Genomic DNA, 26,671 nt, shown 5'->3' on the forward strand with positions numbered 1-26,671 from the left:
TGTCATTCCTCCTTAACAAGCAGCTTCTGAAGTCCCACTACAATGAGAACTATTACAAATACCAGAACCGACAGAGCTGCTGCAAAGCCTGCCCTGTTTTCAGACATACTCTGCTGTATCATTATAACAGGTGTGCTTGTACCGTTGCTTCCATTGAGCATGATATAGGGTATCTCAAATACCTGTATTGAGCCTGATACGCTGAGAAGAATATTTATGAAAAGCACCTTTCTGATAAAGGGTACAGAGATATATCTGATCTCCTGCATTTTCGTGCAGCCGTCAAGAGTAGCTGCCTCATAAAGATCAGACGGTATCGACTGCAGCGCTCCGAAGAACATTATGAAGTTCATTCCGTAATAGCGCCAGATACTTATAGATGCGATAACGGGATTTACAAGCTTTAAGTCCTGAAGCCACTGATGCTGCAGCGCTTTAAGTCCGAGCCACTCAAGTATGGTATTGAGAGTACCGTTATTGTTAAAGAAGATTATGAATATGGTGGAGATGATAACGCCGTTCAGAAGATAGGGGATAATGAGTATTCCCTTGAATATATTCAGTCCTCTGAATTTTCCGTTTACCACCACTGCAAGGAAGAATGCGAAAATAAGCTGGGGTATCGCCATAAGGAAATACCAGCCGCAGTTTTTGAACATGGAGATATATTCGGGATTGGTGAATATCTTGCGATAGTTCCTGAGACCTATGAACTCAAACTCTCCGAAGCCTTTCCAGTTCGTAAGGCTCATTACAAAGTTGCCGATGATGGGAACGTAGGAGAATATTATCAGATGGATTAGGGGCAGTGCGAGAAACAGAATTATAAAACCGGTCCTGCTCTTTGACTTCATACGATCACCTCTGTGCTTTATAAATTCGGGCGGTAATAAATACCGCCCGAACTTCATATAATTTGTTTTTTCTTATCCTTTTTCAAAGGGATCAGTTAAGAGTGTCATCCCACTTAACGCCGAGATCTTCTCTTGCCTGAACGTAAGCCTTGTTCTGAGTCTCGACCTGTGCATCATATGCTGCCCAGTCGGGTTCCTTTGTTACGTCGATAACGTCAAAGAGGTTGCCGACATACTTGTAATCTGCGAGAAGGCCTGCTTCGGTAAGAACAGCCTCATTGTTCATAGAGTTCTGGTTGGTTGCGAAGGAGTAGAGGACCTTGCAGGTGCCTGCGTTTACTGCATCGTCGATGATCTTGTAGAGGTCGGGAACGACAGGTGTTACGCCCTTCTTATTTGCGATGAAGCCGCTGTCTGCAAAATACTGAGCGTCCTCGGAGATGTACTCGATGAAGAGTCTTGCGCCGTCCTTATTGTCAGAGCCCTTGTTGATAGCGTAGCTGTCGCAGGCTGCTGCCATTACATACTGACCGTTGCCGAAGTCGGGTGCAGGTGCAAACTTGATAACGGAAGGATCTGTTCCCTCGGGGCAGCGTCCCTGGATCTGAGGAACTACCCATGCGCCGAAGAGCATCATTGCTGCCTTGCCGTTTCCTACAACGTCCATTGCTACGCCGAAGTCGGTGTAGATATCAGCCTCGAAGAAGCCCTTGGATTTCCAGTCGGTATACATTTTAATGGTCTTGCCCATAGGCTCGCTGTCGCTGAAGGGTGTATCGCTCTTGAGCATTGAAGGATATGCGTCATTTCTGCCGGCAACATAGTTTGCGAAATCCTGAAGTGTTGCAAGAGGCCAGTTCTCAACTCTGTGCATAGCAATGGGGTCAATGCCTGCTTCTCTGAGCTTTGCACACATTGTCTCAAACTCTGCCTGTGTGGTGGGAACAGCGTCATAGCCTACCTTCTTGAGAGTCTCCTCATTGTAAACTACTGCGTTGTTATAAGTCTTTGCAGGCATAAGAGCGTAGATGTATGTACCGTCGTTGTACATTGTGGAAGCATAGTCGCCGTAAAGCTCCTTTGCCTCGTCAAGAGTGCAGTAAGGCTCTGCGTACTGCTGCCACTCCTCGATGCTCCAGTTGGGAGAAGTGTAGATATCAATTGAAGGATCTGCGGTCTGGAGGAGAGGACGGATATCGTCTTCTGTGGAGTTGACCTGAAGATCAATGTGGATTCCGTACTCGCTCTCGAATCTTTCTGCAAGGTGCTTTAAATATGCATAATTCTCGTCACGGTAAGTATTTCCGTTTTCGTCCTTCTTTTCCTCGCCGAGAACTCTGTTGCCCATGTGGGTGTAGAGCGTTACTGTTGTGCCTTTAAGAGCTTCTGCGTCAATGTCTGCGATTGACTTCATGATCTTTCCGTCAGCAGAAGCATTTTCTCCGCCGTTATCCGCACCGCTGTTTCCTGTGTTTCCCGAGCCGCCGCATGCTGCAAATACGCTTGATGCAAGCGCCATGCACATTGCAACTGACATGATCTTCTTTGCCTTCATAACTTTCTTCCTCCTAATTATATGCCAAATATTATGCTTTTAAAGCTAAGCTAATTTAGCTTAACTTTACTGCTTATTATTAAACTACATTTTAATCAAAATTACAAGTCTTTTTGTAAATAATTTTAAAAAATCTATTTCTTTCACAAAACAATCACATTCATTTTGATATATTAAACAAAAAACTTGCGGACTTTTTTACGAAAATTATTATTTTTCCGATTTGCTTCGAAAGCTAATTTCAGACAAAAAAGTGCCCATGGCGGTCAAATCGGAGGCTAATTAAAGTTGATCCATAAACTATATCAGTTTGAAAGAATGTTAAATGTAAATCACTCATCGCATAAAAATCTGATTGCACACGATGAAAATAATTTTCTTCATTGAGATATAAGCAGTTTTGAAAACAGAATAATTCAGCTGTCAGCTGTAGAATTTTTGGTATAAATCCGATCAAATAAAATTTATGAGATGATTTTCTTTTTTGTTGTATCCGCACTTTTCTGAAATAATGGAATTATCCGCCCTTACCCCGCATAAAATATCATAATTCTAAGTGTTAACGGGGGAGAATTATGAGCGAACTTTCATTTGACGACAAAAAGGAAAGGGCAGTAATATTAGGGGAGTACATAATTGAAAGAAAAGCTACAGTACGTGCTGCTGCAAAGGCTTTCGGGATAAGCAAGTCTACCGTACATAAAGACATCACAGAAAAGCTGCCTCACATAAATTCCGGAATTTATAAGGAGGCAAAAAAGATTTTGGAAACCAATAAAAGAGAGCGGCATATCCGTGGCGGAATGGCAACGAAGCATAAATATGAGGAAATGCACAAGAAAAATAATTGATAAAAGTACTCGTCTCTGCTTTGTGCAAAAAATAGCAAAGCAGAGACAATAAGCAAACAACAGTTTTTATACTGAAATTAAATTAAAATAATTATTATAAAAGTGTTAAAAATAAGTTTTTCCTATTCCTAAGAATATGAAAATGTGCTATAATATAGATTAAATACGTCGGAGGGAATTTTACTGAAAGGACAGATTTGCTGTCTTGCTGCGCTAAGGGGCTTCGGCGTGAGAAAAAAACATTTTTAGCATTTGAAAAATAGGAGAGCTTGAAGGTAATGAGTGATTTCATTAAGGCTAAGAGAGCCGTTTTGAACAAGTATTTTGAACGTATGAACGATATGCAGCGGGAGGCAGTTTTTTCGCTGAACGGTCCTGTGCTTATACTTGCAGGCGCAGGAAGCGGAAAAACCACCGTTCTGGTAAACCGTATTGCAAATATGATACTTTTCGGAAATGCTTATGCGGATGAAAGCAGCTATGCGGCACTTTCAGATGATGATGTGGCTTTCCTTGAGAATTATAACGGCGACCGTTCCGAGGAGACCGTTTCACGTCTTGCGGATATTATTTCCGTCGATCCCGTAAAGCCATGGAATATTCTTGCCATAACCTTTACAAACAAAGCGGCAAATGAGCTGAAGCAGAGACTTTCGGATATGCTTGGTGAAGAAACGGGAAGCAGGATAAACGCGTCAACATTCCACTCCGCCTGTGTCCGTATTCTCCGCAGGGAGATCGAAAAGCTGGGTTATTCAAGCAGCTTTACCATCTATGACAGCGATGACAGCCAGCGGCTCATCAAGACCAGTATGGACGCTCTTGATATATCGGATAAGGCTATCCATCCAAAAGCGGTGGCTGCCGTTATTTCAGCCTGCAAGGATAAGCTCATCACTCCTCAGCAGTTTGAGGAGGAAGCAGCAGGGGATTACAAGAAGCTTACGGTCTCAAAGATATATAAGGAGTATCAGTCCCGTCTCCGCAGTGCCGACGCTCTGGATTTTGACGATATCATTATGCTCACCGTCCAGCTTTTTGAGCAGGAGCCCGATGTTCTTGAGCATTACCGCAATCTTTACAAATATATTATGGTGGACGAGTATCAGGATACCAATATGGCACAGTACCGCCTTGTTTCGCTGCTTGCGGATAAATATAAAAATCTGTGCGTTGTAGGCGATGACGATCAGTCTATCTATCGATTCAGAGGTGCTACCATTGAGAATATCCTTTCCTTTGAGGAGCAGTTCGAAGGCTGCAAGGTAATAAAGCTTGAGCAGAATTACCGCTCCACACAGGTGATACTTGACGCTGCAAATTCAGTTATTGCAAACAATACGGGCAGAAAGCCCAAGGCACTCTGGACGGACGTTAAGGAAGGTGAAAAGATCACCGTTTACAAGGCTTCCGATGAAGCGGCAGAGTCAAAATATGTGGCAAATATTATCCTTGACGGAGTAAAGGACGGCAGGTCATACAAGGACTATGCTATTTTGTACCGAATGAATGCCCAGTCAAACTCTCTTGAAAAAGCCTTTACAGCAAGCGCTATACCTTACAGAGTCATCGGCGGTATGAGATTTTATGACCGCAAGGAAATAAAGGATATAGTTGCATATCTTTCTGTTATCAACAACCCTAACGATATGCTCAGATTTAAGAGAATCGTAAACGAGCCAAAGAGAGGTATCGGCGACAGCACTCTTTCCATGATCGAGCAGATATCCATAGATCTTAAGCGTCCTCCCGTTGAGGTCATGAAGGATTCGGAGACTTATGCGCCCCTCAGCAAAAAATCCGCTTCACTTGTAAAGACCGCCGATATGTTCATTTCTCTTGCCGAAGCCGCAAAGGAACAGCCTCTTGATGAGCTTTTCGATACAGTCGTGGAGAAAACAGGCTACGGCGCAATGCTCAGGACTCAGGGCGACGAGGGGCTTGCACGTCTGGAGAATATCGAGGAGCTTAAATCAAACATTGTTTCCTTTATGGAGGCAAAGGAGGAATCGGGAGAGCCTGCGGAGCTTTCGGATTTCCTTGAGGAAATTTCCCTTTATACCGATGTGGATAAGCTTGCCGCAGACGCAGACGCCGTATGTATGATGACTATGCATTCCGCAAAGGGACTTGAGTTCCCTGTTGTTTTCATCGTAGGAATGGAGGATGGCATATTCCCGGGACTTCGCAGTCTTGACAATCCCGAGGATCTTGAAGAAGAACGCCGTCTTGCATATGTTGGCATAACCCGTGCCAAGGAAAAGCTGTACATCACCCACGCTCAGCAGAGAATGTTATTCGGCTCTACTCAGCGCAATTTCCAGTCCAAATTCATCAAGGAGATAGACAAGGACTGCATCGAGCGCATTGACGGAACGGTCAAGACCACCAAGAAGGTCGATGACGGCATCACCGCTCCCGTTCACGCCTACACTCTTCAGAGCCAGCTTGCCAGCAAGAAAATCGAAGAGGCAAAGAAAAGCGCCGCAGTTTCGTATGGTGTGGGCGACAGAGTTAAGCACAATACCTTTGGCGAGGGGACCATTGTCTCGATGAAGCCTATGGGCAATGACCACCTGCTTGAGATCGCTTTTGATACGGTGGGCACCAAGAAAATTATGGCGAATTTCGCAAAGATAGTAAAAATATCCTGATAAAAATCCAAGCTGCTTCCGCAAATATTCGGGAGCAGCTTGTTTTAAATTGAGATGTAAGGAAGTGGAAAAATGCCAAAGGCTGTAATATTTATAGGCGTGCAGGCAAGCGGCAAGACAAGCTATTACAACAGCTTTTTCAGAGAATATGAGCATATTAGCCTTGACGAGCTGAAAACTCGTAATAAGGAATACAAGCTTCTGCAGGACTGCATTGCTTCCGGCAGAGATTTTGTTTCCGATAATACAAATCCGCTTCCCGAGGACAGAAAAAGATACATTGATATGGCTTCATCGGCAGGATATGAGATAACGGGCTATTATTTCTGCTCCGAGATAGAAAAATGCATTGCACGAAACAGAGAAAGAGCCGGTAAAAGCCGTGTTCCCGATGTGGCTGTTGCAGCCACTCACAGAAAGCTTGTGATACCGTCAATGTTAGAGGGCTTCGACAGGCTTTATTATGTCAGGCTGACAGAAAACGGCTTTATTACCGAGGAATGGAGGGAAAACGATGGAGTTTGAAGCTTTTGACAGAAAAATGAGAGCCTGCGAAAAGGCTCTCGACAGCTATATTGACCCCAAGCTGTTTTTATGCGCAAGACTTGACGGTCGCGGATTTTCAAATCTAACCGAAAGAAATTTCAAAAAGCCCTATGATGAGCGATTTTACAGATATATGACAGAAACTGTCAGACACCTTATGAACTGCGGCTTCAATATCATTGCAGGCTATACTCAGAGCGATGAGATATCCCTGCTTTTTCACCCTGCCGACAACACCTATAATCACAAGACAAGAAAGCTCATATCCGTTCTGGCCGGGGAGGCAAGCGGCTTTTTCTCCTTAAAGCTGGGAGCTCCCGCAGCGTTTGACTGCCGTCTGATACCTTTGGAAAATCAAAAGGCTGTCAAGGATTATTTTTCATGGAGACAGACCGATCTTCTGAGAAATTCTCTTGACTCCTGCTGTTATTATGCCCTGCTTTCCGACGGTATGGATTATCTTTCCGCCACAAAAAAGCTTGAGGGGCGGGACGTTCCTTTTAAAACAGAGCTGCTGTCTTCATACGGAATTGATTATAATGCGCTCCCGTCATGGCAGAAATATGGTGCAGTCCTGCATTATGAACGAACCGAAAAAACGGCGATAAACCAAAAAACGGGAGAGCATGTGACCTTTTGCCGCAGGGAGCTTACTTTGACCGAAGAGCTGCCTGCCGGCGAAAAATTCGGAGAATATATTTTATCCCTTATGGAAGCGGCTCTTTCCCAAGCATAAACATCATCTCAGCTACCGCAGCCTCTGCGGTCATTTCGCCCCCGGAAATAACGCCAAGCCTTGCGGCGCTTACACCCACCTCGTAAATGCTCATATCAACGCCCTCATGAAGGCATTGTGATATGAGCATTATTTTTATGCCCTTCCCTGCGGCATATGCGATACCGTCAAGGAGCCTGTGAGGAATACCGCCGGTTCCGTAGCCCTCAATAACGATGCCCCGCACACCTCTGTCTGCGGCATAGAAAAATATGCTGATGTCTGTCACGGGAGTGAGCTTTATGAGCATAACATTTTCATCAAAATCGGCATTGAATGTGTAGCTGCCCGAATTATGAGGAATATCATTCAGCAAGATAGCTCCGTCCTTTATCGTACCCGCATATCCTCCTGAGCTGATAAAGGCATTGTCACTTTGTGTATATTCCTTGTGCGCCATATCACCCCGGATAAGCTTGTCTCCGAACAGTAGATAAACATCGCTCAGCCGGTCGTTCATTGCGGCTTTAAAGGAATTGGAGAGATTTGTCTTACCGTCGGATTTTCCCGCATAAAAGGGTCTCTGAGCACCTGTGATGATAACGGGTATGGGAGGCAAGCAGAGCATTTTCCGAAGCATTGCCGAGGTGTATGCCATAGTGTCCGTGCCGTGGGTGATGACAATGCCGTCAAAGCCCTCTTTTATAGCTTTATTTGCAGAGATACCGATTTTCCGAATGTCATCGCAGCATATGTCCGAGCTGTCGAGGTTCATAATACATTCGGGGAAAATTTCCGCTCCCGTTTTGGGAATGTGAAAGAGCATATCCTTCATCTGCTCATCGGCGGCGGCAGGGGAGAGACCGTTTTCGGTTGAAATACAGGATATCGTTCCGCCTGTGGCGAGCCATTTTATCTTTTTCAAATTATCACTTCCTGATTTGCTGATAAATATATTATACCGCAAAATCGGCCGAATGTAAATGTTATATTTTCGGCAAACGTGTTAACAATAGCCTTGAGGTGATTTTTTTTGAAGGACAAAACAAAAATGGGACTTCTCGGCGCTCTGACAGGGCTTGCAAACGGATTTTTCGGTTCCGGCGGAGGGATAATTGCCGTACCAATGCTCAAAAAGGCAGGCTTTGAGCCGAAGAAAGCCCACGCAGGCTCTCTTGCCCTGACCCTGCCCCTTTCAGCCGTATCTGCGCTTTTTTATCTCGGAAACGGCAGCTTTGATTATATGAGCGCAGTTAAACTGATACCCTTCGGTCTTGCAGGCGCGGTCATAGGGACCTTTCTGATGAAAAGGATATCCGTAAGACTTCTCTCGGGCATATTCGGACTGCTGCTTATAATCGCAGGTGTGAGGAATTTGTTTCTATGACGGCGCTTACATGGATAGCAGCATTTCTTACGGGACTGCTTGCCTCTCTTGGAGTTGGGGGAGGAATGGTGCTGATCGTATGGCTTACGGCGGTAATGGGAATGTCTCAGCTGGAGACTCAGGGAATAAATCTGCTTTTCTTTCTTCCCATAGCACTTCTGGCGGTTATTATACACAGAAAAAACGGGCTAATAAGCTTCAAAGAGCTTGTACCGTCTGTTCTGACGGGAATATTGGGAGCGGCAGCAGGCTCATTTGCGGCAAAGCTGATGGGTTCGGAGCTGCTTGGGAAAATATTTGCTGTCTTTATTCTTGTCATCGGAGCAAAAGAGCTTATTTCGGCTGTTTTCGGCAATAATCGGGAATAGGGCTTGCTTTTGGCGGAGCAGTATGCTATAATAATATAATAGTATGATGACAAAAAGCAGTGGCTTTGAAAGGAATGTTCTCTTTAAATGAATGTTAAAAAGCGTGACAAATATAAACGTTTTATTATGGGACTTATCTCAGGGGTGCTTATCGCCTTTCTGTTAGGTTCTTATGCTTATGTATGGCTCACCCATTACAATATCAGTCTTGACAGCTCCCGAATACAGGCAGATTATTTCGGCTGGAAGGGAAATCTGCTGATATTCGGAGTCTACCTTCTGCTGATATTTCTGTTTTCACGTATATATAACGGTTTCAGAATAGGACTTCTGAGGGTATCGGATATAATTTATTCTCAGTCACTGTCGGTGCTTTTTATCAACGCTCTGACCTACGTACAGATATGTCTGATCGAGCGTTCGGTTGCCGATGTGCTGCCGATACTGATAAAGACCCTTATAGATATTGTTTTTATATTTATCTGGGCGCTTGCAGGCAACAGGATATATTCAAAGCTTTATGCTCCGCGAAAAATGGTGATAATCTACGGCAGCAGACAGGCAGTTCCTCTGGTCGAAAAGATGAGCAGACGCGAGGACAGGTTCATGATATGCCGTGCGGTAAGCTGTGACGAGGATTTTGATACTATCACCGAGCTTATAACCGAATTTGACGCCGTCATCATCTGCGATGTTCCGAGCGAGAAAAAGAACGATATCCTGAAAGTATGCTTCGATCAGTCCAAGCGCACATACATTACTCCCAAGCTTTCGGATATTATAATCCGCGGCGCGGAGCAGATACATCTTTTTGATACGCCCCTTCTTGTATGCAGAAATTCGGGATTGTCCGCCGAGGAGCTTATTATGAAAAGGGCACTGGATCTGGCAGTATCGGTTATCGGTTTGATCGTTACGCTGCCCATTATGCTTATAACTGCGATTTGTATCAAGCTTTACGATGGCGGTCCGGTTTTCTATACCCAGGAAAGACTTACCAAGGACGGCAGGGTATTCAAGGTCTACAAGTTCCGCAGTATGCGGACCGACGCAGAAAGCGACGGGGTAGCCCGCCTTGCGGGTGAAAACGATGACAGGATAACTCCCGTCGGAAAGATAATTCGTAAGGTAAGGATAGACGAGCTGCCTCAGATACTTAATATCCTCAAGGGGGATATGTCTATTGTGGGACCCCGCCCCGAGCGCCCTGAGCTTGCCGCAGAAAACGAAAAGGTAATGCCCGAATTCCGCTACAGGCTCAAGGTGAAGGCAGGTCTCACAGGCTATGCACAGGTCCTCGGAAAGTACAACACCACTCCATATGACAAGCTGAGGCTCGACCTGATGTACATTGAGCAGTATTCCTTCCTGCTGGACCTCAAGCTGATACTTATGACAATAAAAATCCTTTTTGTTCCCGAGAGTACCGAGGGCGTAAAGGAAGAAAAGTCAGCCTAAGCTTCTGATATCCGAGATAAGCTTGTAGGCAAGCCTGTTCAGTCCGTCAAAATCAGCGGCGGCAATGTAATGCTCCTCGATCTTGTCATGGATAGTTTTGGCATCGATAAGTGCTGCGGCAGCCTCCTTCAGAAATTCGGCGCAAGCCTTTTTTCCGAATTTTATCCGCTGTCTCAGAGCGGCATTGCCCGTAAGGATATCGGCACGGTAAAAGCGTCTGAAGCTTATATGCTTTTCAAAGCTTTCAAGGCTCAGGCTGTTTATGCAGTTTGAGGTAATGAATGAGATATCAAGCTCGGGAATGCTTAAATGCTCAATAAAGCGGTCGGCGCTGAGATAACATTCGCTGATGAAAACATCATAGCCCTTTCGGGTTATCCTCGCTGCTGCATCGCTTAAAAATGCTGCTGCGGCAGCGATATTATCATCGGTAAGAAGATAGATCCTTCCGCCTTCGGGGATATATGAAGCATATCCGTTCATAGTAATGGCTGCACGTTGCTTTCTGAATATCCTGCCCTCGGACTTTATATCCTTTTTGGGTATTATCCGCTTGATGAATTTCTCGGTAAATGAGAACAGCTTTTCGGTGTTGAGCGCCGATCTTGCAGAAACCTCTATATCCTCTATAACCGACGATACAGCCCCGAGGCACAGACGGCAGCGTTTGTGACAGCCGCTGTATTCATCGGTGAGGCTGACTATCTCCTTTTTGGCTGAGCGGAGCTTTGAGGTCTCGATGTATGCGCCCAGATCCACAATGCTTTCCACAGCCTTGGGATAAACGGGGTCGATGCAATGTGGAGCAGTTCCGTCAATTATCAGAGCCTTGCTTTCGGGAAGGTATACTGCGTCAAGGGAATAAGGGTCGGCGGAGCAATGATATATTTCCTGGGGCTTGTCGGTAAAGGCTTCGCATATTTTTTTCATAAGGGTGGATTTGCCGCTGCCTGCCGTGCCCTTGAAGATATAGACCGTATTGTCGGTATCTTTGAGCATTTCGCCTATGGGCGTTTCAAAGCCCGAGGACGTAGACGAGCCTAAAAAGTAATGTTCGTGTGACATAATATCCCTCCAAATCAATAATGACTGCAAAAAAGCCGTCGATGATAATATTTTATGCACTCAAAATCATTTGTTGAGAGATGAAAGGAGCTTTTTTATGAAAATATGCGATATTATTGACAGTGCTGTGAGCTATGACAGGGGAGACCCGAAACGGATAAACCATTTTATGAAGGTATATGCATATGCTCACCTTATCGGTGAACGTGAGGGGCTTGACGACCGTGAGCAGGATATACTTGAAGCGGCGGCGGTGCTTCACGATATCGGTATACATAATGCCGAAATGCTCCACGGTTCTTCGGACGGCAAGTATCAGGAGCTTGAAGGGCCTGCAATAGCCGCAGATATTCTGTCTGCATTGGGTGCGGACGAGGAATATATCCATAAAGTCTGCAATATGATAGGACGCCACCATACCTATCACGGGATAGACTCCAAAGCGCTTCAGATACTGATAGAAGCAGATTTTCTTGTTAATATCTATGAAGATGATATGCAGGAGAGCGCTGTAGCTTCGGTCAAAAACAGAATATTCAGAACAGCTGAGGGTATCAGGCTCCTTGAGCAGATATACGAGGAAAAATATAAGAGCCCGCAATAAAGTATATGGCGAATATGCATAAAAGCGCCTGGAGATAATTTAGGTTTATGTTATTTTTGCTCAAAATGCACAATAAAATTTGTGTAAAAAATGAATTGATTATTTAGAAAATATAGTGTATAATATAATCAAGCTCAAAGAAACATTACAGTTCTTTGATTAACAAAACACACTATCCTCTCTTAAAATCTTTCCATAAAAAGCAGTCATCTTTATGATGGCTGCTTTTTATATATTATGATAAATTCACCCGGAAGAAGCATTTCTCCCGGGTGATTATACTAATTCCACACCGTTCTATAGACAAGGACGGTAGATAGAATTTTGTCAATCTAGGAAAGCGACCGCAGGCGGGCTTGCCGCCCGGCAAAGGAGCTTAACGACGAGTGACAAAATTATAGCTGCCGTATCTGTCTATAGGTTGGTGCGGAATTAGTATTATATTTATTCTATAGATTTAGGCGCCTTGTCGGGTCGCATTGTAAGGGATATCCTCTTGCGCTTCATATCAACGTCAATGACCCATACCTTTACCACATCGCCGACCTTTACCGCTTCAAGAGGGTGCTTTATAAATCTGTTGCATATCTGAGAAATATGCACAAGTCCGTCCTCGTGAACTCCGCAGTCCACAAAGCAGCCGAAATCGGTGATGTTTCTGATGGTTCCCATAAGCTCCATACCGGGTTTAAGGTCTTTAAGCTCCATAACATCTCCGCTTCTGAGCAGGGGAGGGGGGAGCTCGTCTCTGGGGTCACGTCCGGGCTTTGCAAGCTCTTTGAGGATATCACGTACAGTAGGAACGCCCACGCCTATTTTTTCCGAAATAGACTGAACGCCTATCTTATCCGCTGCAGCAGAAATATCGTTCATCTTCTCGCTGCCGATGTCCCCAAGGGTAAAGCCGCAGATATCCATAAGCTCGGCTGCCGCCTTGTAGCTTTCGGGGTGAACAGAGGTGTTGTCGAGAGGATTTTTTCCCATTGGAACTCGTAAAAATCCCGCACATTGCTCAAACGCCTTTGCACCCAGCTTCGGCACCTTCATAAGCTGCTTTCTGTCGGTAAATGCACCGTTTTCCTCACGGTATGCAACTATGTTTTTTGCGACTCCCGAATTTATTCCCGAAATATATGTAAGCAGCGACTGTGAAGCTGTATTCAGGTCAACGCCCACCGAGTTTACGCAGTCCTCAACAACGCCGCCTAAAGCTTCGTCAAGACGTGCTTTGGGCATATCATGCTGATACTGTCCCACTCCGATGGATTTTGGGTCTATTTTCACAAGCTCCGCAAGAGGATCCTGGAGTCTGCGTGCAATGGACACAGCACTCCTGAGAGATACATCATAATCGGGGAATTCCTCTGCGGCAAGCTTTGAAGCCGAATAAACGGAAGCTCCTGCCTCGGAGACCACCATATATGATACCTTTCCGTCCATACCCTTGATTATTTCCGAAACTATCTGCTCAGACTCACGTGAAGCCGTACCGTTGCCTATGGCTATGGTGGATACATTATATTTTTCAATAAGCTGCTTTATCTTCTGCTTGCCCTGCTCGGTTTTAAGCTTCTCGTTTGTGGTAATGTATGCCACGCCCGTGTCAAGCACCTTTCCCGTACCGTCCACAACTGCAAGCTTGCAGCCTGTTCTGAAACCGGGGTCAACTCCCAGAGTAATGCTGTCCTTAACTGGGGGCTGCATAAGGAGCTGACGCAGATTTGAGGAGAATACCTTAATAGCCGCCTCGCTTGCCTTGTCGGTAAGCTCAGCGCGTATCTCACGCTCAACAGAGGGAGCAATGAGACGCTTCCAGCTGTCAAGGCAGGCAGCTTCCACAAGCTCTGCACACCTGCATGGACTTTTTTTGTATGCACCGAGAATTACCCTTTCAGCGTCTCCCTCGGGAAGTGTTACCGAGACCTTGAGCTTTTCCTCACGCTCGCCTCTGTCAAGTGCAAGTATCCTGTGACCTGCGATCTTGCTTACAGGCTCGGAAAATTCGTAGTAATTCCTGTAGGTTCCCTCGGGATCCTTTTCCTCGTCTCCCGCGGAAATAACGGAGCCGCGGGCATTAAACTGCCTTCTCAGTCTTTTTCTCAGCTCTGCGTCATCGGATACGTTTTCCGCAATAATGTCGCAGGCGCCTGCAATGGCATCCTCAACAGTCTCAACGCCCTTTTCGGCATCGATATATTTCTCAGCTTCCTTTTCGGGCTCGGATGTGGGGGACTGTTCAAGTATGAATTCAGCCAGAGGTTCAAGTCCCTTTTCCTTTGCAACCGACGCTCTTGTGCGCCGTTTCTGTTTAAAGGGGCGATAAATATCCTCAAGCTCCACCAGTACGGAGGCTCCTGCAATTGCCGCCTCCAGCTCGGGAGTCATTTTACCCTGTTCGGTTATGGAATTTATAATTTCGCTGCGGCGCTTGTCCAGATTTCTGAGATATGTAAGCCTTTCGGAGATGAGCCTTATGGTCTGATCGTCCAGCGTTCCGTGATATTCCTTTCGGTAACGGGCAATAAAGGGCACAGTGCAGCCGCTGTCAAGGAAATTGATAATATTGTCGATATATTCCTGTCGGACGTTAAATTCGTTGTGAAGCTGTACGTTTATTTCCATTTTACGGTTCCTTTCATTTATCTATCCCGATAAGGTCGAAATCGGGAGTATATTCCTCTTTTGCGGAGGAGCGTTCCTGCATATAGCCTTTAAAGCCAAGCCCGGCGGCAAGCTCTGCGACCTTTTCGTATTCATAGGTTGATATTCTGCGGTTTATCTCCTTATGCTCAGAGCTTTTGTAAAAGGGCGTGTACTGACTCATAAGGCTTAAAAGAAAGCTCTCCTTGTCAAAAAGCCTGTTAATTTCTCTGAGAACGGCTTCGGAGTCCCTTCTGTGGGAGGGCAGCACCATATGTCTTATAATAACGCCTTTTTTCATTATGCCGTTTTCGTCCATTTCGGGTTTTCCTGCAAGCCCGATCATTTTTGATACCGCTCTTGAAGCATATTCAAAATAATCGGGAGCAGAGGAGTATTTTTCGGAAAGCTCGGGGCTGAAATATTTTATGTCAGGCATAAAAATATCCACATACCCTCTGAGCAGTTCAAGAGTTTCTGTCTTTTCATATCCTCCGCTGTTGTAGGCAACGGGGATATGGAGCCTGTCCCGGCATTTGTCAAGTGCGGAAATTATCTGGGGCACATAGTGAGTGGGGCTTACCAGATTGATGTTATGAGCGCCCATGTCCTGAAGCTCGAGGAAAATTTCCGAAAGCCTGTGAACGGATATTTCCTTGCCGAAATTTTCTGCCGATATCTTATAATTCTGGCAGAAGCAGCATTTTAAGCTGCAGCCCGAAAAGAAAACAGTTCCCGAGCCTCTCGTACCCGAAATGCAAGGCTCCTCCCACATATGAAGATAAGCCTTTGCGGCACGGGGGAGAAAACCTCCGCCGCAGATACCCGAAGAGTTTTCCCTGTCCGTCCTGCATTCTCTGGGGCAGAGTGTGCAGCAATTAAGAATGTTACTCATATTTGTGCGCGATAACATCGGTTAGCAGGATATCACGGGTAAGATAGTTATCCTTGACAGCGTGTTCTTCGGAATAATCGGTGGAGAGATATTTTTTGTTGTCGTCCGCAAAAACGGTGACAACAGTGCTGTCGGCGCCGAGCTTTTCTCTGGCAAGGATACAGCCCAGCATATTTGCACCCGAGGATATGCCAACTCCTATGCCAAACCGTCTCGAAAGGGTCTGAGCCATAATTATTGAATCGATATCGTCAACCGAAATAACGGAATCGGTCTCGTCAAGCTTGAGTATAGGCGGTATAAACTCATCGGAAATGCCCTGGATACGGTGCTTGCCAACCTTATAGCCTGTGGATAGAGTAGGGGAGTTAAGGGGTTCAAGAGGGTAAATCTTGCATTCGGGATCATCTGCTTTCAGCCGCTTTCCGATGCCCATCACCGTGCCGCCCGTTCCCACTCCTGCAACAACACCGTCTGCTTTAAGACCGAGGGCTGCAAGCTGACGGGATATCTCTTCGCCTGTGTAAAGCATATGTGCCTCAGTGTTGTCCTCATTCGAGAACTGGCAGGGAAGAAACACGTTTCCCTGCTTTGCAAGCTCTTCCGAAAGAGCGATAGAGCCTAAAAATCCGCCCTGCTCTCTTGAAACGAGCCTTACCTCTGCTCCAAAGCTTTTCATCAGATTTATGCGCTCCGCACTCATCCAGTCGGGCATATAGATAATGACCTTGTGACCGAGATAGCTTCCGATAGCCGAAAAAGCTATGCCCGTATTGCCGCTGGTGGCTTCGCATATTACGTCAGTGGGGGATATAGCGTCATTCTCATAAGCTTTTTTCAGAATATGAAACGCCACTCTGTCCTTGATACTGCCGGTCATATTCAGATATTCCGCCTTGGCAAATATCCTGCCCGGACGATCTTTGTAGGTATAATGTATCTCAAGCAGGGGAGTTTTTCCGATAAGCCCCTCGATACCGTTGAATTTATCTGTATTCATTTAAATAGGTGTACCTCTTATTACATTTTATCGAAAGCCTGTTTAAGGTCTGCAATAATATCGTCAATATTCTCAAGTCCCACAGAGAGACGGATAAGACCGCCGTCAATACCAGCCGCAACAAGCTGCTCATCGGAAAGCTGACGGTGAGTTGCGGAAGCGGGGTGAAGAACACAGGTACGTATATCCGCAACATGGACTTCATTTGAAGCAAGCTCAAGAGAATCCATAAATCTTACAGCTGCGTCACGTCCGCCCTTTATAGAGAAGGAAATCACGCCGCTTGTGCCAAGAGGCAGATACTTTTCTGCAAGACTATGATATTTATCTGTTTCAAGTCCGGGGTAATAAACCGCCTCTACCTTGTCTGAAGAAGCAATGAATTTTGCTGCTTTGAGCGCATTGCTGCAATATACGGGCATACGGACAGCAAGAGTCTCAAGGCCGAGATTTAAGAGGAATGAGGAATGTGCGGCGGGGTAGCAGCCGAAATCTCTCATAAGCTGCATTCTTGCTTTGGTTATGTAGGGAGCGGCAGGGTACTGCTTGGTGTAAACTGTTCCGTGATAGCTTTCGTCAGGCTCGGAAAGACAGGGGAATTTGCCGTTATCCCAATTGAATTTGCCGCTGTCAACAATAACACCGCCCACCTGAACAGCATGACCGTCCATATACTTTGAAGTGGAGTGAACAACGATATCAGCGCCCCATTCAATAGGTCTGCACAAATAAGGCGTAGCGAAGGTGTTGTCGACGATAAGGGGAACATTATGCTTGTGAGCGGCATTTGCCCACATTTCAATATCAAATACAGTAAGTGCGGGATTTGCGATAGTCTCACCGAAAACAGCCTTGGTGTTAGGCTTGAAAGCAGCGTCAAGCTCCTCGGGAGTGGCATTTACGTCCACCCAGATACATTCGATACCCATTCTTTTCAGAGTAAAGCCGAAAAGATTTACGGTTCCGCCATAGATCGACGAGGAAGCGATAAAGCTGTCTCCTGCCTCGCAGATGTTAAGGATAGACAAAAGGGAAGCCGCCTGACCGCTTGAGGTGCACATAGCCGCTGCACCGCCTTCAAGAGCGGCTATCTTCTTTTCAACACAATCGGTGGTAGGATTCTCAAAACGAGAGTATATAAGGCTAAGAGTCGGGTCATCAAACACGTCTGCAACTGAGTTTGTGGAGTCATAGACATATGTGGTGCTCTGAACTATGGGCATTACACGAGGCTCGCCGTTTTTGGGAGTATAACCCGAGTGCAGGCATTTTGTTTCAATTTTTGCAGTATTTTTGATTTCTTTCACAATAAAGACCTCCGCTTGATTTTTTGTGCTGAAACGCTCAGCATATTCTTTTATATTATACCATAGTTTTGCTTTTAAGTCAATTTTTTCTTTTAAATTTGTTTAGGGGGCAAAATGAGATGTCCAAGAAGATGAATAGCACCGATTTAATCAAGATTTTGATTGATAAGCTTGAACAGCTTATCAGAGAAAATGAGCAGTTAAAAGCTCAGCTTGCTAAATTCAAAGGCGAATAAAAAAATATAGTCGGTAACTCTCCAAAGCCTACCGACTATACCGCAAAAACAAAATCGTTGTTAATGTGGGTGACTTCCACCGCCCACGTTATCAACAACAACATTATAACCCATATCAAAAAATTTGTCAAGGGAGAAATGAAAAATGAATTTATATGGAATATATTCCTGCTCAAGCTAAAACTTATCGTGAGAAGCATAAATATACTAATTTCGCATAATAAAAGTTAAGAAGCTGTTGAGCCTGCAAAGCTCGGCGGCTTCTTTTGTTGGGGTCCTGCATTAGTGACTGTTTCGCATATCCTTTCGGCTCCGTTAGTTCCAAAAGCAATAGCTTTAAATGCTGTTATACGATACGATACGCAGAAATGCCAGAGGGGGAGAAGGGGGTGAATTGAGTGTTGGAAACTCGCCGCCCTCTATCTAACAGCTTCTTACACACTTACTCGGCGAGTTTTCAATGCTCAAGAGGGGGAGGGGGGGGAGGTGGCATTTCTGCGAAGTCTTTACGCTCCCCCCCCTCCCCCTTAGTTACGCACACACTAACAGTAAACGCAGCACTCCCCCCTGCGGAGCAGTCTGCGCCTGCGCAGACTGCCCCGCAGGGGGCAGTCAATTGTATTCACAACTTACATTAAATGGAAAAGCCCCCTGCACGCAGTGCAGGGGGCTTATACTAGATATATTAACCACAAAATTCCGTCATTTCAGCACTCCTTAACAATTATGGAAATAATTTACAGTGTGTACAATTTAATATTTAATTCATAAACCTTTACTTTGTATTTTTTTGCCTATCACATATCATTGAAAGAATGTTGTTCTTGGTTGGTGTTTTCGTAGTATCACATATTATTCTATCTATTACGTTTGAAATATTCTTATAATCTCCCTTTGCCATTTCAAGTATTTTTTTATATGTTTGTTCTGTTACTGTTACTTTTAATTCGTGAAATTGCATCATTTTATTTTCCTCTTTTCTTAATTTGATTTCTTTATCCCAAAAAGCCAATCTGTGCTTACGTTGTATAGTTCCGCCATTCTTCCTATTATTTCTATACTTGGCTCTAGTGTTCCGTTTTCGTACTTTGTCACATTTGTTCTTGATATATCAAGAACATCTGCTACATACTGCTGTGTATAGCTTTTTTCTTCTCTTGCTCTTTTTATATTTACTATAAAATTCTCTTTAAACATTGCTTTACCTCCTTTCTTAGTTCAATTATAGCACATTACATATTATATTTTGTTCAATTTTGGCACTTTTGCCAGTTCCATTTTGGAACACAATGTGCTATAATGGAACACAAGCAAGGAAAAGCACACCCCTTGACGGTTAGGCGGTCAAACCGTTCCCCCTTTATAAAATAAAAGGGGAGTGCCACAACGGAAGCAACAACGGTTGAGCCTGCCAACTGCAACAGGCGAAATTTAATAACAAGGGGGTTAAATAATTGTTATGAGAGATTTTATCAGTATTATAGCTTCTGTTTCTATTTTTTTTAGTGTTCGTTATATTATGGACACTATCAAGAACGTTTCAAAAGAGATGCCCGATTTTCTTTTTGAAGAAAATGATCGTCTTGAAAAGGAAAACAAGGAGCTAAAACAAAAGCTTCGACAGTTAGATTGTGGTGATGAAAATGCTTGACAACATTTCTCCCGAAATTATTGAAGCTCTTGAAAATGCTTTAGGTTTGATTATTCCTACTACATTTGCTATATCTGGCGTTCGTCTTGCATTATCTATTGTTTCGGGTGGCAGTTCTTACGGCTTTTTTGATTATATATCCGATGGAATATCCGACTTGATAGAACATATCAAGTTAATATTTCATAAGCCAAAAGAGAAAATGCCTGTTGACTTCTGCTCCGAATATGACAACGGTTTTTTTAACAGTGATATTTATAACTCGGGGGGTGAAAATAATGAGTGACTTTTCCGTCCTGCTCTGTTGTATAACGTTTCTTATATGCTTCTTTAGCATTATTCGCTATGCAAAATGGCATTTAAAGCAGCAGGTTTCCGACCGTGAAGCCGAGCTTGAGCTTGACAATGAGGTTTTAAAGAACGAAAATGACTTACTTCACAGAGAGATGCAGTTTTATCGTACATCTCTTTCTGACATTAACGAAAAGGGGCATTAAATTTGTGGCTTGACATCTATCATTTTCCCGAATTACCTTGTCCCGATAATGATCATTACGGCATTTTGTTCTTTGTCATTTTTCTTTTATCGTCATTATTATCATTTATTTACTATTTTAACAAAGGAGATTAACTATTATGTCTGAAACAACAAAAACAATTGAAAACGCTGCTCCCGTCCTTGACCCTAACAAAACCTATCTCCTCGGATATACGTATATTCGTGGTGATTATTCAATGACTGACGAAAAAACAGGCGAGGTCCGAGAGGGCACGTCTGACAAGTGGGAACTTACTTTTGCAACTCCCGTTGATATCACAAAGAAGAATTTGCAGGCTTTTGGTGGTCATTCTATTTCCCGCCTTTCTGTAAAAAATGCAAATCTTCCTTTTATTCTCGGCGTTGAGCCGCAGTTCTTCGGTAATAAGTCCGTCGATAAATTCCTTTTACAGCCTGTTATATTGCAGTACATTCCCGTTATTGGTAATGATGGCAAAATGTCCTACAAGCTTAGAGGAATTTCCATCGATAAAAGCTGATTATGGAAGAGATCATTGCAAATCTGACTATAGAGCAGATTTTGGAGCTTATTTATAACGCTCTTCAAGATGATAATACCGGAAACTCTGAGGAACTTGCAACTCTTCTTTCAGATGGTAAGCTTGGTAATAATGACCTTGAAAAAATCTTTATTTATCAACCTTATGATCCTACTGACGAGACCCAGGTGCAGACAGTTTTTCAAGAGATAAGTAGTCGATTGTCCTTGATAGATAGGCGGCTCGACTGTACTAATGAAATTCTTACAAGCGGTTTTGGATTTATCGGTGCTTTTTGCTGTTGCCTTATCGCTATGAAGTTTTTCGGTTGGTTATATAACGTTTTGGGGGTGTGATTATGTACGATAGTATCGTTCCTTTTTACATCATTGAAATGCCTTTTTCCGATTTTTTATCTTACTGTCTGCAATTTCTTGATACATTTGGTGTCTTATTCTTTAGTATTCTCGGTCTGAAGCTTGGCTTGTCCCTTTTGAGATTTTCATCTCAATAATTTTTGTATGTAATTTATTTACATAAATATTTTATTTAAAAGGAGTGTTTCAAGATGTTTGAAAACATCAAAAACAAATTTGTCAAGTTCGCTACTAACCCTACTTGCGTTAAGGCTGTAAACAAGGTTACTAACGCTGTATCTGCTGGCTGTGCCGCTGTAACTGCTGTTGCTATTTCGGCTGCAAATGCTTCTGCTGTTGATTGGGGCGCTACTATTACCGCTTCCGATGCAGTTGATAACATTGCCAGCGGTGCTTCTCCTTTCGTTGAGCCTGCTATCATCATTATGTGCTCTGTTGCTGGTCTTAAGCTTGGCATGCGCTTTATCCGCGGCTCTGCTCACTAATGCTTTATCCGCGGCTCTGCTCACTAATTTTTTTGTTTTCTGCTTGGGTGGACGGCTTCGTCCGTCCGCCCTATTTTATTAAAGGGGAGATTTATGATGAATAAAAAGTTGGCTGCTTTTATCATAGCAGTTTTTTTATTATTTTCCTGTGGATTTACTGTTTTTTCTCTTCCTGCTCTTAGTTTTATTGACTTCCTTGATTTACTTTCTTCTATAGATCCATCTCTCTATGATGAATTTACAGAGCAAGAATGGTCTACTATGTCTGCCGATGAACGTGTTAATCAAATTAATTATGTTATTTCTGATCAAAATGGTAGTTCTTTCATCTCCGAAAGTTCTGATTTTATTAATGAACCTTCTTTGTCTTATCAGCTTTATAATTTTTTAACTCAGATCTATGGTAATGATGGTCATGCTTATAATATTTTTGCAAAACAGTATCTTGAAGAAAATGGACTTGCTGATTTCGGTATGGGATATTATTCTGGTGGCTCTGGTGGTCACTCTAGCGGTTCTTTTGGTGATGGAACTGTAGCCGATACTCTCAATGATGAATTTTTGGACTATCTGCAAGATAATCCTTTATCTTCTGACCCGAATGTTTTTTACTATTCTTTTGAAAATGGCTACCATGCTACACTTTATTTAAAGCAAGATAGCAATTTGGGCGGCGCTTGGAATTGGTGCCTTAAACTTGTAAGCCCCGAGGGCAATATTATTTTTAATGACTTTGATATTCAATATACTTGGCGTTGTCGTAAAGGCTGGATCTGGGACTATGATATCACAAAGCCTTCTTTGGCTCTCAGCCGTTTTTATTTTCAAGATGGTTATCTTTATACCTATAAGCTTGATGGCTCTGTCATGGAGCAAGTCGACCTTCGCGATTATTTATTGTCTCCCTGTTCCCTTGTATCTGATTATCCATCCGCTGTCGGCGTTGATGAAAACGGCAATGAAATTCAATTAAATGTAAATTCAGATGGTGTTATCTATGAGGGTAACACCTATAATTATAACGATGATAACAGCGTTACAATTAACGGAGATACCTATCAAATAACTGTTAATCCATCTACTGTTAATGATGATTATTACCAGCAGTTTTTAGGTGATACAATCAACAATTATTATAACTACTATAATACCACTTCTACTCCTTTCGATGATACTGATATCCTTACTTCTTTAAAATCAATTTTTTCTTCACTTGAACGTGTAAGAAGCGACTGCTATTCTCAGCTTCGATATATTTATAATACTGTTCATGATGGTTTAAATAGTATTCGTTCTTTAATTTCTACTTGGGGTAATAAAATCTTAAAAGCTATTAACTCTCTTGGCGGCTCTTCTGATTTATCTGATGAAGATCTTCTTGATTATCATAAGAAGCTTGAACAGGCTGTAAATTCTCGTTTTGGTGTTGTCATTAGTCTAAGGGAATTAGTTGATAAAGCTCTATCTTCTTATAAAAATAGTTCTTTATCATCTATAAATTTTAAAGTTAAAGGATTTTCTTATTCTATAGATTTTTCTACCTGGTTTAATGATAATAACTTGCAAACTATTCGCTTACTTATGGCTGCATTTATATATGTTTCTTATGCATTTAATACATTTAGGCGTATTCCATCTTATATTTATAACGGGGGTGATAGGTAATGACTAAGGCTTATTATGAACTTCTCTTAAAGCTTATAAGTTTTCTTCCCGAAGCTGAGCCTTTAAATATTCCCGACGGCATTGAGGATGGTTTTACAAGTATGTTTGGTCTTTTTGGTTTCTTTTTTCCTTATGATCTTTATGCCCCGTTGATCATATTTATTCTTGGTTTTACTTGTTTTCGCATTGCTTGGTCAATTTTTGTAACTTTTAAGAAATGAGGTCTCATATTATGTTAAATTTTATAAAAACTATTCTTTTTTGTTTTTTAGCTTTGACTGTTCTTATAATCTTCTTTATCCTTATAAATATTCTGGTTCGATTTATAAAGGGTGAGCGCAGACAAAAGCGCAAGAGTAAGTCATTATATAAAAAGCGTAGCCTTATTCTTAAAATTTTTTATGATTTTCCTAAAGCTTTTGCTCGTGATTTTTTCCAAAAAAATCCCGATGCTATGAATATTCACGGCTTTTACTGTTTCTGCGGAACGCAGGGCAGTGGTAAGACTATAGCTGCTATTCATCTTCTTCGTGAGATGATGCAGAAATATCCTTTAATTAACGTACGTTCAAACATTTCAATCTCGTTTCAGTCTGGTACTATTAAGCATTGGCGAGAGATTGTAGATGTTCACAATGGAGAAATTGGTCAAATAGATTTTCTGGACGAAATTCAAAATTGGTTTTCTTCTATGGAGAGTAAGAACTTCCCTCCCGAAATGCTCCAAGAGGTAACTCAGGAGCGTAAAAGGCATAAGGTTATTGCAGGTACTTCCCAGGTCTTTACACGTATGTCAAAAGCTCTAAGAGAGCAATGTACTTATTTGTGCTTGCCTACTACTTTTTTTGGTTGTTTTACTGTTGTTCGTGTCTATAAGCCCGAGGTTGATGACTGCGGTACTCTCATTGGTAAAAAGTTTGTCCGTGTATATTGTTTTGTACATGATGATGAGCTTAGAGACTGCTATAACACTTATGAAAAGGTAGAACGTCTTGCTCGTGGCGGCTTCATTCCTTCCTCTGAACGTACTGAATAAAACTTTTAAAGGGGGAGTTTTATTTGCCTACGTCTTTATCTGAATTTGGTGCAGGCTATAATGCCCGTGCTAAGGTTTATACTAATGGCTGTACTGTTTTTACTTATTGTAATCAGTATTGCTTTCATATTCCCGATATAATTCCAAAGAAAAAGAAACCTTGTCCTTCTTCTGAAATAGATTTTACTTTATTTTCTGTTTCTGATTTTGCCCATTTTTTTGATGATCATCATATTTTTTATTCGTTTGAGTCTCTTTCATATTTTTTTTATCATTCTTTTTCTTTTTGTGTTGTTTTTGATTGTCTATATTCAGATTTTGTCTTGGGTAATTCCCTTGATAAATGGTTTCCCGAAAATATTAAAAAAAAGGAGTTAAATAAGCGTATGGACAGTGTTAAACGGTCCCGTGATAAGATTTATGATCTTGTTATGTGTAATGAATGGAACTATTTTTTTACTGGTACTCTCGGTGATACAGCTTTTGACCCTACAAGTGCAAAGGCAGCTCTTCGCCCTTTGCAAAATTGGCTTTCTAATGCTGTTAAGCGTTTTGGTTTAAAATATATCCTTGTCGCTGAGCTTCAGCCTAAAAGTAAGCATATACATTTTCACGGGTTTATAAATGACGCTCTTGACGTTGTCGACAGCGGCACAAAGCTTTATAAGCATGTTCCAAAGCCCATCAAGGACAGCACAGCTTTAAAGCGTGGTCTTAGTCTTTCTGATGGTCATGTTGTTTATAACGTTCCTCAATGGAAATTTGGATTTACTACTGCTATAAAGTCTTATAACGGTTCTCAGAGTTGCGCTCAGTACATAATGAAATATGTTACAAAGGACAATAAAGAGATATTCGGTCGTTATTATTGGAGCAGTCGTAATCTCTGCCGTTCTCCAAGTCTTTACTTTGATAACGTTGATTATAATTCTTTGCCTATTCCTACTTATTCAATTCCCCGGACAAATAGGGAATTAAAATACTATACTTTTTTCCCCGGGCAGACTGATTTTCATTTTAATGATAATGATGATGATAGACCTAAATCTGAATTATTTGATAGTTCCGATGGTGTTTTATATTTTCCGCCTTCTCCTTCTGATCTTGCGTTGGCAAATTCTGCCGCTATTCTTTCAGATCTTGAAGATTTTGAGACTTTGCACGATTTTTCACTTGAAGGCTTCGAGGAAGTCTAATTTATAAAGGGGGAAAATTTATGAAAAAGGCTGATTTACTTGCCGAATACATTTTTAACCGCCGCATATATCTTGAACACGATATACAACAGCTACAAGAAAACTTGCGTTACCGTCCTGTTAGCTCGGTTGACTGCCTCGAATTGATTATCGCCCGTGAACGCCTTGCAATGTTCATAGAGGTTACGCAGGATATATCTGCACTATTGAAATTAAAGAACGGCATATCCCCATAGGACAAACGAGAATAGCCCATAATTTAATTTTATGTGTTGGGGAGTGTAATTATACTATGGATAATAAAAACGCTAAATATGCTAAATATATTCGTTCTTTGGGTGATGAACTTCTTGTTTATATGCTTGAGCTTATACAACAGGGTCATTCTAATGATGAAATCGCTACATCTCTGGGTGTTCGTTGGCTTTACCTTTTTCCTGAGCTTACTTGGGAAGATTGGCGGCAAATTGTCGAAATTAAGCGGCAGGGGATTACTGAATTTTCTTGTTTCGGTTTTCCCCAGCTTTGCGGTTATCCTTCAGATGAGTTATTTCACTGTGAAAAATGTCGTGAAGAATATGAAAACGGAATATAAAATAAAATCAGGGGAGTGCTGCCCCTGCAAAAGATTGTGCAATATGTCAATAATATATAAGAATAGCCGCCCCCATCGGGCGGCACTGTTCAGCGATATGCACAAATTAGTCTTTGCTCGGCTTTGAGAGCCTATCGCCCATATCCTCGGCAATTAGTCGGTTGATATAGCCGTTTAGGCTCTCGCCGTTGCTTTCTGCATATGCTTGTATTTGGTCTTTTTGTCCCTTATACAGTCTTAATAGATATGTGTCATATGCTTTTTTTTGGTATCTCTGACTTGCTTTGTTTTGAGCTTCTGAATAATATGCGCTCATTGATATCAACTCCTTTATTTTTATTATATCGCACGTTTCTGTTGATATCAATATACATTTTAACTAAATATTGATATCAATATTTAGTTACTTTACTACTTGATATAGTGATATCAATATGTTATAATATATATAGTTCAAGGGACAGAGATCCCGAAACAGAAAGGAAGTAATTAC

The 26,671-nt window shown here is 42.6% G+C and carries 30 protein-coding genes; 19 read left to right on the forward strand and 11 right to left on the reverse strand.

What is annotated here, in order from left to right; all coding sequences use genetic code 11:
• Positions 1-2: 2 nt before the first annotated feature.
• A complete protein-coding gene (locus tag ACI4J0_RS02315; protein ID WP_439764200.1) occupies positions 3-854 on the reverse strand; it encodes a carbohydrate ABC transporter permease in 852 nt (283 codons plus the stop codon).
• Positions 855-945: 91 nt separating this feature from the next.
• Entirely contained in the window at positions 946-2,409 is a 1,464-nt protein-coding gene (locus ACI4J0_RS02320; protein WP_439764201.1) for an ABC transporter substrate-binding protein, read from the reverse strand.
• 575 nt (positions 2,410-2,984) lie between these two features.
• On the opposite strand from ACI4J0_RS02320, the gene spoIIID reads away from it, so the two are divergent.
• From spoIIID to ACI4J0_RS02340, 4 genes are all read left to right on the forward strand, one after another.
• On the forward strand, positions 2,985-3,260 hold the full coding sequence (gene spoIIID / locus ACI4J0_RS02325; protein ID WP_439764202.1) for a sporulation transcriptional regulator SpoIIID: 276 nt from the start codon (positions 2,985-2,987) through the stop codon (positions 3,258-3,260).
• Between the two features lie 278 nt (positions 3,261-3,538).
• The gene (locus ACI4J0_RS02330; RefSeq protein WP_439764203.1) at positions 3,539-5,914 is read left to right on the forward strand and encodes an ATP-dependent helicase; all 2,376 of its coding nucleotides are present in this window, start codon (positions 3,539-3,541) and stop codon (positions 5,912-5,914) included.
• A gap of 72 nt (positions 5,915-5,986) precedes the next feature.
• On the forward strand, positions 5,987-6,439 hold the full coding sequence (locus ACI4J0_RS02335) for an AAA family ATPase (protein WP_439764204.1): 453 nt from the start codon (positions 5,987-5,989) through the stop codon (positions 6,437-6,439).
• On the forward strand, positions 6,429-7,196 hold the full coding sequence (locus ACI4J0_RS02340; RefSeq protein ID WP_439764205.1) for a tRNA(His) guanylyltransferase Thg1 family protein: 768 nt from the start codon (positions 6,429-6,431) through the stop codon (positions 7,194-7,196). The genes ACI4J0_RS02335 and ACI4J0_RS02340 overlap by 11 nt, the downstream gene beginning before the upstream one ends.
• Here the strand turns inward: ACI4J0_RS02340 and ACI4J0_RS02345 are convergent.
• Positions 7,168-8,100, reverse strand: a complete 933-nt coding sequence (locus ACI4J0_RS02345; protein WP_439764206.1) for an asparaginase — start codon at positions 8,098-8,100, stop codon at positions 7,168-7,170. The two genes, ACI4J0_RS02340 and ACI4J0_RS02345, sit on opposite strands and share 29 nt — an antisense overlap.
• A 108-nt stretch (positions 8,101-8,208) precedes the next feature.
• On the opposite strand from ACI4J0_RS02345, the gene ACI4J0_RS02350 reads away from it, so the two are divergent.
• The 3 genes from ACI4J0_RS02350 to ACI4J0_RS02360 all read left to right on the forward strand — a co-directional run bounded on the left by ACI4J0_RS02350 (position 8,209) and on the right by ACI4J0_RS02360 (position 10,388).
• A complete protein-coding gene (locus tag ACI4J0_RS02350; RefSeq protein ID WP_439764207.1) occupies positions 8,209-8,562 on the forward strand; it encodes a TSUP family transporter in 354 nt (117 codons plus the stop codon).
• Complete coding sequence (locus tag ACI4J0_RS02355; protein WP_439764208.1) at positions 8,559-8,930, forward strand: TSUP family transporter; 372 nt, start codon at positions 8,559-8,561, stop codon at positions 8,928-8,930. The genes ACI4J0_RS02350 and ACI4J0_RS02355 overlap by 4 nt, the downstream gene beginning before the upstream one ends.
• Before the next feature lie 87 nt (positions 8,931-9,017).
• Complete coding sequence (locus ACI4J0_RS02360; protein WP_439764209.1) at positions 9,018-10,388, forward strand: sugar transferase; 1,371 nt, start codon at positions 9,018-9,020, stop codon at positions 10,386-10,388.
• Here ACI4J0_RS02360 and ACI4J0_RS02365 read toward each other — a convergent pair.
• Positions 10,380-11,453, reverse strand: coding sequence for a hypothetical protein (locus tag ACI4J0_RS02365; RefSeq protein ID WP_439764210.1), 1,074 nt, complete (start codon positions 11,451-11,453; stop codon positions 10,380-10,382). The genes ACI4J0_RS02360 and ACI4J0_RS02365 overlap by 9 nt on opposite strands.
• Before the next feature lie 97 nt (positions 11,454-11,550).
• Here ACI4J0_RS02365 and ACI4J0_RS02370 point away from each other — a divergent pair, with 97 nt between their 5' ends.
• Positions 11,551-12,057: an HD domain-containing protein gene (locus ACI4J0_RS02370; protein ID WP_439764211.1), complete on the forward strand. Its 507-nt coding sequence runs from the start codon at positions 11,551-11,553 to the stop codon at positions 12,055-12,057.
• A gap of 444 nt (positions 12,058-12,501) precedes the next feature.
• Here ACI4J0_RS02370 and ACI4J0_RS02375 read toward each other — a convergent pair whose 3' ends face one another.
• The 6 genes from ACI4J0_RS02375 to ACI4J0_RS02400 all read right to left on the reverse strand — a co-directional run bounded on the left by ACI4J0_RS02375 (position 12,502) and on the right by ACI4J0_RS02400 (position 19,332).
• Positions 12,502-14,679, reverse strand: a complete 2,178-nt coding sequence (locus ACI4J0_RS02375) for a Tex family protein (protein ID WP_439764212.1) — start codon at positions 14,677-14,679, stop codon at positions 12,502-12,504.
• A gap of 13 nt (positions 14,680-14,692) precedes the next feature.
• Positions 14,693-15,592, reverse strand: a complete 900-nt coding sequence (locus ACI4J0_RS02380; protein WP_439764213.1) for a radical SAM protein — start codon at positions 15,590-15,592, stop codon at positions 14,693-14,695.
• Positions 15,585-16,592: a PLP-dependent cysteine synthase family protein gene (locus tag ACI4J0_RS02385; protein ID WP_439764214.1), complete on the reverse strand. Its 1,008-nt coding sequence runs from the start codon at positions 16,590-16,592 to the stop codon at positions 15,585-15,587. Before ACI4J0_RS02385 ends, ACI4J0_RS02380 begins: the two co-directional genes overlap by 8 nt.
• Before the next feature lie 20 nt (positions 16,593-16,612).
• Positions 16,613-17,899, reverse strand: coding sequence for an O-acetylhomoserine aminocarboxypropyltransferase/cysteine synthase family protein (locus tag ACI4J0_RS02390; RefSeq protein ID WP_439764215.1), 1,287 nt, complete (start codon positions 17,897-17,899; stop codon positions 16,613-16,615).
• A 1,011-nt stretch (positions 17,900-18,910) separates the two neighbouring features.
• Positions 18,911-19,147, reverse strand: a complete 237-nt coding sequence (locus tag ACI4J0_RS02395) for a hypothetical protein (RefSeq protein WP_439764216.1) — start codon at positions 19,145-19,147, stop codon at positions 18,911-18,913.
• Complete coding sequence (locus ACI4J0_RS02400) at positions 19,117-19,332, reverse strand: helix-turn-helix domain-containing protein (RefSeq protein ID WP_439764217.1); 216 nt, start codon at positions 19,330-19,332, stop codon at positions 19,117-19,119. Before ACI4J0_RS02400 ends, ACI4J0_RS02395 begins: the two co-directional genes overlap by 31 nt.
• A gap of 262 nt (positions 19,333-19,594) precedes the next feature.
• On the opposite strand from ACI4J0_RS02400, the gene ACI4J0_RS02405 reads away from it, so the two are divergent.
• The 11 genes from ACI4J0_RS02405 to ACI4J0_RS02455 all read left to right on the forward strand — a co-directional run bounded on the left by ACI4J0_RS02405 (position 19,595) and on the right by ACI4J0_RS02455 (position 26,178).
• Complete coding sequence (locus ACI4J0_RS02405; RefSeq protein ID WP_439764218.1) at positions 19,595-19,786, forward strand: hypothetical protein; 192 nt, start codon at positions 19,595-19,597, stop codon at positions 19,784-19,786.
• The gene (locus tag ACI4J0_RS02410; RefSeq protein ID WP_439764219.1) at positions 19,773-20,072 is read left to right on the forward strand and encodes a hypothetical protein; all 300 of its coding nucleotides are present in this window, start codon (positions 19,773-19,775) and stop codon (positions 20,070-20,072) included. The genes ACI4J0_RS02405 and ACI4J0_RS02410 overlap by 14 nt, the downstream gene beginning before the upstream one ends.
• Positions 20,065-20,283 carry a hypothetical protein gene (locus ACI4J0_RS02415; RefSeq protein ID WP_439764220.1) on the forward strand — a complete coding sequence of 73 codons (219 nt, stop codon included), beginning with the start codon at positions 20,065-20,067 and terminating at the stop codon, positions 20,281-20,283. Before ACI4J0_RS02410 ends, ACI4J0_RS02415 begins: the two co-directional genes overlap by 8 nt.
• 139 nt (positions 20,284-20,422) lie before the next feature.
• Positions 20,423-20,824: a hypothetical protein gene (locus ACI4J0_RS02420; RefSeq protein ID WP_439764221.1), complete on the forward strand. Its 402-nt coding sequence runs from the start codon at positions 20,423-20,425 to the stop codon at positions 20,822-20,824.
• Positions 20,825-20,826: 2 nt separating this feature from the next.
• Positions 20,827-21,180, forward strand: coding sequence for a hypothetical protein (locus ACI4J0_RS02425; protein ID WP_439764222.1), 354 nt, complete (start codon positions 20,827-20,829; stop codon positions 21,178-21,180).
• A 212-nt stretch (positions 21,181-21,392) separates the two neighbouring features.
• Positions 21,393-21,686 carry a hypothetical protein gene (locus ACI4J0_RS02430; protein WP_439764223.1) on the forward strand — a complete coding sequence of 98 codons (294 nt, stop codon included), beginning with the start codon at positions 21,393-21,395 and terminating at the stop codon, positions 21,684-21,686.
• A 93-nt stretch (positions 21,687-21,779) separates the two neighbouring features.
• Positions 21,780-23,351 carry a hypothetical protein gene (locus ACI4J0_RS02435; protein ID WP_439764224.1) on the forward strand — a complete coding sequence of 524 codons (1,572 nt, stop codon included), beginning with the start codon at positions 21,780-21,782 and terminating at the stop codon, positions 23,349-23,351.
• A complete protein-coding gene (locus tag ACI4J0_RS02440) occupies positions 23,351-23,572 on the forward strand; it encodes a hypothetical protein (protein ID WP_439764225.1) in 222 nt (73 codons plus the stop codon). Before ACI4J0_RS02435 ends, ACI4J0_RS02440 begins: the two co-directional genes overlap by 1 nt.
• Positions 23,573-23,583: 11 nt before the next feature.
• Positions 23,584-24,387, forward strand: a complete 804-nt coding sequence (locus ACI4J0_RS02445) for an AAA family ATPase (RefSeq protein WP_439764226.1) — start codon at positions 23,584-23,586, stop codon at positions 24,385-24,387.
• 23 nt (positions 24,388-24,410) lie between these two features.
• Positions 24,411-25,583: a rolling circle replication-associated protein gene (locus ACI4J0_RS02450; RefSeq protein WP_439764227.1), complete on the forward strand. Its 1,173-nt coding sequence runs from the start codon at positions 24,411-24,413 to the stop codon at positions 25,581-25,583.
• A gap of 292 nt (positions 25,584-25,875) precedes the next feature.
• Positions 25,876-26,178, forward strand: coding sequence for a hypothetical protein (locus ACI4J0_RS02455; protein ID WP_439764228.1), 303 nt, complete (start codon positions 25,876-25,878; stop codon positions 26,176-26,178).
• 106 nt (positions 26,179-26,284) lie between these two features.
• Here ACI4J0_RS02455 and ACI4J0_RS02460 read toward each other — a convergent pair whose 3' ends face one another.
• Complete coding sequence (locus ACI4J0_RS02460) at positions 26,285-26,494, reverse strand: hypothetical protein (protein WP_439764229.1); 210 nt, start codon at positions 26,492-26,494, stop codon at positions 26,285-26,287.
• Between the last annotated feature and the right edge of the window lie 177 nt (positions 26,495-26,671).

The organism is Huintestinicola sp. (assembly GCF_051882455.1).
In the GTDB taxonomy this organism is placed as follows: Bacteria; Bacillota; Clostridia; order Oscillospirales; family Ruminococcaceae; genus Huintestinicola.

What these genes read in the sequence shown, in the direction of transcription:
- ACI4J0_RS02405 (WP_439764218.1), top strand. Translation starts at nt 19,595, where the DNA reads ATGAGAGATTTTATCAGTATTATAGCTTCTGTTTCTATTTTTTTTAGT.
- ACI4J0_RS02445 (WP_439764226.1), top strand. Translation starts at nt 23,584, where the DNA reads ATGTTAAATTTTATAAAAACTATTCTTTTTTGTTTTTTAGCTTTGACT.
- ACI4J0_RS02335 (WP_439764204.1), top strand. Translation starts at nt 5,987, where the DNA reads ATGCCAAAGGCTGTAATATTTATAGGCGTGCAGGCAAGCGGCAAGACA.
- ACI4J0_RS02375 (WP_439764212.1), bottom strand. Translation starts at nt 14,679, where the DNA reads ATGGAAATAAACGTACAGCTTCACAACGAATTTAACGTCCGACAGGAA.
- ACI4J0_RS02320 (WP_439764201.1), bottom strand. Translation starts at nt 2,409, where the DNA reads ATGAAGGCAAAGAAGATCATGTCAGTTGCAATGTGCATGGCGCTTGCA.
- ACI4J0_RS02420 (WP_439764221.1), top strand. Translation starts at nt 20,423, where the DNA reads ATGTCTGAAACAACAAAAACAATTGAAAACGCTGCTCCCGTCCTTGAC.
- ACI4J0_RS02400 (WP_439764217.1), bottom strand. Translation starts at nt 19,332, where the DNA reads ATGTTTAAAGAGAATTTTATAGTAAATATAAAAAGAGCAAGAGAAGAA.
- ACI4J0_RS02315 (WP_439764200.1), bottom strand. Translation starts at nt 854, where the DNA reads ATGAAGTCAAAGAGCAGGACCGGTTTTATAATTCTGTTTCTCGCACTG.
- ACI4J0_RS02365 (WP_439764210.1), bottom strand. Translation starts at nt 11,453, where the DNA reads ATGTCACACGAACATTACTTTTTAGGCTCGTCTACGTCCTCGGGCTTT.
- ACI4J0_RS02355 (WP_439764208.1), top strand. Translation starts at nt 8,559, where the DNA reads ATGACGGCGCTTACATGGATAGCAGCATTTCTTACGGGACTGCTTGCC.
- ACI4J0_RS02340 (WP_439764205.1), top strand. Translation starts at nt 6,429, where the DNA reads ATGGAGTTTGAAGCTTTTGACAGAAAAATGAGAGCCTGCGAAAAGGCT.
- ACI4J0_RS02330 (WP_439764203.1), top strand. Translation starts at nt 3,539, where the DNA reads ATGAGTGATTTCATTAAGGCTAAGAGAGCCGTTTTGAACAAGTATTTT.
- ACI4J0_RS02455 (WP_439764228.1), top strand. Translation starts at nt 25,876, where the DNA reads ATGGATAATAAAAACGCTAAATATGCTAAATATATTCGTTCTTTGGGT.
- ACI4J0_RS02380 (WP_439764213.1), bottom strand. Translation starts at nt 15,592, where the DNA reads ATGAGTAACATTCTTAATTGCTGCACACTCTGCCCCAGAGAATGCAGG.
- ACI4J0_RS02435 (WP_439764224.1), top strand. Translation starts at nt 21,780, where the DNA reads ATGATGAATAAAAAGTTGGCTGCTTTTATCATAGCAGTTTTTTTATTA.
- ACI4J0_RS02425 (WP_439764222.1), top strand. Translation starts at nt 20,827, where the DNA reads ATGGAAGAGATCATTGCAAATCTGACTATAGAGCAGATTTTGGAGCTT.
- ACI4J0_RS02410 (WP_439764219.1), top strand. Translation starts at nt 19,773, where the DNA reads ATGAAAATGCTTGACAACATTTCTCCCGAAATTATTGAAGCTCTTGAA.
- ACI4J0_RS02385 (WP_439764214.1), bottom strand. Translation starts at nt 16,592, where the DNA reads ATGAATACAGATAAATTCAACGGTATCGAGGGGCTTATCGGAAAAACT.
- ACI4J0_RS02440 (WP_439764225.1), top strand. Translation starts at nt 23,351, where the DNA reads ATGACTAAGGCTTATTATGAACTTCTCTTAAAGCTTATAAGTTTTCTT.
- ACI4J0_RS02360 (WP_439764209.1), top strand. Translation starts at nt 9,018, where the DNA reads ATGAATGTTAAAAAGCGTGACAAATATAAACGTTTTATTATGGGACTT.
- ACI4J0_RS02370 (WP_439764211.1), top strand. Translation starts at nt 11,551, where the DNA reads ATGAAAATATGCGATATTATTGACAGTGCTGTGAGCTATGACAGGGGA.
- ACI4J0_RS02415 (WP_439764220.1), top strand. Translation starts at nt 20,065, where the DNA reads ATGAGTGACTTTTCCGTCCTGCTCTGTTGTATAACGTTTCTTATATGC.
- ACI4J0_RS02430 (WP_439764223.1), top strand. Translation starts at nt 21,393, where the DNA reads ATGTTTGAAAACATCAAAAACAAATTTGTCAAGTTCGCTACTAACCCT.
- spoIIID (WP_439764202.1), top strand. Translation starts at nt 2,985, where the DNA reads ATGAGCGAACTTTCATTTGACGACAAAAAGGAAAGGGCAGTAATATTA.
- ACI4J0_RS02460 (WP_439764229.1), bottom strand. Translation starts at nt 26,494, where the DNA reads ATGAGCGCATATTATTCAGAAGCTCAAAACAAAGCAAGTCAGAGATAC.